Source organism: Bartonella sp. AS69XJJH, from assembly GCF_042195585.1.
In the GTDB taxonomy this organism is placed as follows: domain Bacteria; phylum Pseudomonadota; class Alphaproteobacteria; order Rhizobiales; family Rhizobiaceae; genus Bartonella.
Window position 1 is genome coordinate 1 of record NZ_JBHIOO010000054.1, and the last position, 3437, is coordinate 3437.

At 34.9% G+C, this 3437-nt stretch carries 4 protein-coding genes, 1 tRNA gene and 1 pseudogene; 5 read left to right on the plus strand and 1 reads right to left on the minus strand.

Annotation, left to right across the window (positions count from 1 at the left end; all coding sequences use genetic code 11):
- The 4 genes and pseudogenes from ACFIK6_RS09310 to ACFIK6_RS09325 form a co-directional block, all read left to right on the plus strand.
- Nucleotides 1-84 (plus strand): annotated as a pseudogene (locus ACFIK6_RS09310) (exonuclease); the annotation flags it as partial.
- A gap of 68 nt (nt 85-152) precedes the next feature.
- Nucleotides 153-641, plus strand: a complete 489-nt coding sequence (locus tag ACFIK6_RS09315; protein ID WP_375642679.1) for a DUF488 family protein — start codon at nt 153-155, stop codon at nt 639-641.
- A gap of 135 nt (nt 642-776) precedes the next feature.
- Nucleotides 777-995, plus strand: coding sequence for a hypothetical protein (locus tag ACFIK6_RS09320; protein WP_375642678.1), 219 nt, complete (start codon nt 777-779; stop codon nt 993-995).
- Between the two features lie 8 nt (nt 996-1003).
- A complete protein-coding gene (locus tag ACFIK6_RS09325) occupies nt 1004-2041 on the plus strand; it encodes a tyrosine-type recombinase/integrase (protein WP_375642677.1) in 1038 nt (345 codons plus the stop codon).
- Between the two features lie 66 nt (nt 2042-2107).
- On the opposite strand, the gene ACFIK6_RS09330 is transcribed toward ACFIK6_RS09325, so the two are convergent.
- The gene (locus ACFIK6_RS09330; protein ID WP_375642676.1) at nt 2108-2245 is read right to left on the minus strand and encodes a hypothetical protein; all 138 of its coding nucleotides are present in this window, start codon (nt 2243-2245) and stop codon (nt 2108-2110) included.
- Nucleotides 2246-3101: 856 nt separating this feature from the next.
- Here ACFIK6_RS09330 and ACFIK6_RS09335 point away from each other — a divergent pair.
- Nucleotides 3102-3191: transfer RNA gene (locus ACFIK6_RS09335), tRNA-Ser, on the plus strand.
- Nucleotides 3192-3437 lie beyond the last annotated feature (246 nt).

A 3437-nucleotide genomic window follows, 5' to 3' on the forward strand; every position in this document is an offset into this window, starting at 1 on the left:
ATTGAACAGATCAATCAAGCGGTTGAAGCCTTTTTAGCAGAGATAGAACGAGAGATAAAACAACTCTCAACAAAAGCCGCTTAAACCTATGGGGGTGTTTTGTTCCCCGCATATCTACAAGCACCCCCACCCATTTACTAAGGAAATTAAACATGTGTAACATCAAACATATTATCATACAGCCTGCTAAAGATGAGGAATTTTGTTTTTTTACCATTGGCTATGAAGGTAAGTCCCTTGAGAATTATCTTAAGAGTCTCATAGAAAACAATATCAAAACTTTATGTGATGTTCGTAAAAATCCAATAAGTAGAAAACACGGATTTTCAAAAAGACAATTAGAGCAAGCTGTAAGCAATATTGATATTGAATATATGCATATGCCTGAACTTGGAATTGCTTCTGAAAAACGAAGAAATTTGAAAACACAACAAGATTATGACCGCCTTTTTGAAGATTATCAAAATACAACTCTCAAGAATAATTCTTGTGCAATAAACAAATTATATCAAATTTTTTTAAACAAAAAGCGCGTTGCAATCACCTGTTTTGAAGCCAATGTATGTATGTGTCATAGAGGAAAAATAGCCTTGGCTCTTACACAATTACAAGATTGGAAATATAAAATTAAGCACATCTAAAAAATAAACTTGCAGATTTTTAAAAGTTGGAGTGCTTCACATGCCTCCTAGCACCCCCACCCTTTCCTAACAACTTTCAAGTAATGCGTGATTCACGCCACACGTGAATTGCATCTCAATGTAAGGAGAAAAGATATGGCGCCTCGTCCAGCTGCTATAACGCAACCAGCCATTGCACGCGCTTTAAGAGAAGCTAAAAAACAAGGTTGTGAACTCGTAGAAATCAAATCTACCGGTGAACTGCTTATCTATCTCAAATCCGATATTCCACTACCAAATTCAGTTAACCACCCAGACAAACTTTTAGATTTGTCAAAGAATGAATATTACGAAACCGCGCTCTCTAAGATGTAAAATTGATTATGCCAAAACCACGCCCTCCTCATCTTGTCAAACAAATTACTCAACATGGCAAAATTGTATGGTATGTACGTATTGGTCATGGCAAACGCATTAGAATCCGCGGTACCTATGGAACGCAAGAATTTGTTGACAACTATAAAAGCGCACTTGCCGAGTTACAAGGACTGATACTTCCTAAATCCAAAACCGGTAAACTTGTTGAAGGGTCATTTGCATGGCTGCTTAAGCAGTATTTAAACAGCTCTAATTGGCATAATCTTGCTAAAGGAACCCAAGAACAGAGAGAACGTATCCTTATAAAGGTATGCGATACAATAGGCAACGTTCCATACCAAATAATTGATAAAAAACATATCATAGCCGGCGTTGAACGGCGGAAAGAGAAACCAACAGCTGCCCAAAATTTTCTAAAAGCACTTAATGGTCTTTTTAATTGGGCGATTGATCAAGAACTTCTGGAGAATAACCCAGCATTAGCAATCAAAAGACCTCCTCTCAAAAACAAAGATGGATTTGCTGTTTGGACAGAAGAAGATGTTGAAAAATATTATCACCATTGGTCACATGGTTCACATGAACGCGTCTGGATTGATGTTCTTCTTTACACGGGTTTGCGTCGTGGTGATGCGGTACGAATTGGTTGGAAAGATATCAAAGATAATATCATTCATCTCAAGACAGAGAAAAGTAAATTCCAAACAGATGTTTTTCTACCCATTTTGCCTGAATTAGCAGAAACTCTAAAAATTGGTCCTATTGGAAATGAAACATTTATTTGTGGTAAATACAGCCAAAAATTACACAAAAATAGTTTCGGAAGTGTATTTTACAAGGCATGTACTCAAGCAGGTATCAAAAAATCGGCGCATGGATTGAGAAAATTAGCAGCAACACGCGCAGCTAATTCTGGTGCAACAGTATCACAATTGAAAGCATTATTTGGCTGGACAAATGATAATATGGCATCTCTTTACACAAAGAGCGCAGATCGCAAAAGGCTAGCTATAGAAGCGATAAAAAAGCTCCAAAAAAGTTAGGGGTAGAGACAAAAAAACGTAATAGAATCAAGATTCACCTATTTCCCCATATTAGACATAACTATTTTATTTTACTTGCTTTTTATTTGCCATGCGTGAGATCGCATCAGGCGTAGCACGCAAACGAAATGGCATGGGTTCACCAGCGGCACTCTCTTCAGACGTACGAATAATCTTTTGTAAATAATTTTTTATTTTACACATACTTGTAAATGTACTGGCTTTTAAAACCTTGTCTGTTAAAGTTTATGCTTTCTTCCTTTGCATAATTTAGCGTTTTTAAATTCTATTCTTGAAAAACTATGCAATATCCTAACAAACTATCTATTGATCTAAGCGTATTGCTCAATAATCTTTTCTTCCACTCCAATTAACTTTTTGCTTATCCCACAGAAAAAGCATTATAAATATACCCTATTTCCAGTCATATCTGGAAAGGTTTTAAACGGTCGATGCAATCTTACATAAAATTTTATCCACATAGTGCAAATCAGCCATTCCCTCCAAGATAACTTTTAGATGCACTAGATATCTGAATATTTTTATTTAAAAAATTAAAATCTTTTAAAGAGCTTTCTTATTGAATTGTACTTATTTAAACTCAATAAAAACTTTCCTTGAATATATATGTCGTTCTTACAAATTTATCTCTCATAAACTGTCAGAGCAATAACATTTTCTTTTCGCAGATATGAACGATCTAAATAGAATAAATATCTGGAAAGGTAAAATAATACAAAAATACACGACCGGAATTTGATATAATTTATCAAACATTTTCAAGTGGATATTTCTTATTATTATGAAAACGATCGTTAGAACTTAAAAAATATTGCTTTGTGAAAAATTTTTAAACAGGAAAAAGAAATGATAAATATCATAATTACCTTTCATTTTTTCAGAAAAAACTATCATGTTTAAAAATGAAACTCTTAAATAACACACTCAAAGAATTAACTTATGAAGAATTATTTTAAATAATTTTACAAAGAACGCTTTAAAATGCGTATTAAAATGATTGACCTTTTGCAAGAAATTTGTCAGAAAGCATATCTAGTTTGGAGGGGTGGCCGAGCGGTTTAAGGCACCGGTCTTGAAAACCGGCGTGCAGGAGACTGTACCGTGGGTTCGAATCCCACCCCCTCCGCCACAGCACTTTTGTAGCTTGTCGGCGGGTTTTGTATATTTTGCCACTAGTGTAGCTTGCCAGCGGGTTTTGTATATTTTGCCACTAGGTTTTGTAGCAATTTATTTTTTTTCAAAGAGTTTTAAAGAGGTTCTCAAAGGGTCTTCAAAGGTCTTTCAAAGATCATTTAAAGCCTCTTCCATGAATCTTTTTTTCTTCCTCTAAAAGTCGCAATTTGAGATGATGAGTTCTTGAGCCAGAATCGGATTA

What these genes read in the sequence shown, in the direction of transcription:
- ACFIK6_RS09315 (WP_375642679.1), top strand. Translation starts at nt 153, where the DNA reads ATGTGTAACATCAAACATATTATCATACAGCCTGCTAAAGATGAGGAA.
- ACFIK6_RS09320 (WP_375642678.1), top strand. Translation starts at nt 777, where the DNA reads ATGGCGCCTCGTCCAGCTGCTATAACGCAACCAGCCATTGCACGCGCT.
- ACFIK6_RS09325 (WP_375642677.1), top strand. Translation starts at nt 1,004, where the DNA reads ATGCCAAAACCACGCCCTCCTCATCTTGTCAAACAAATTACTCAACAT.
- ACFIK6_RS09330 (WP_375642676.1), bottom strand. Translation starts at nt 2,245, where the DNA reads ATGTGTAAAATAAAAAATTATTTACAAAAGATTATTCGTACGTCTGAA.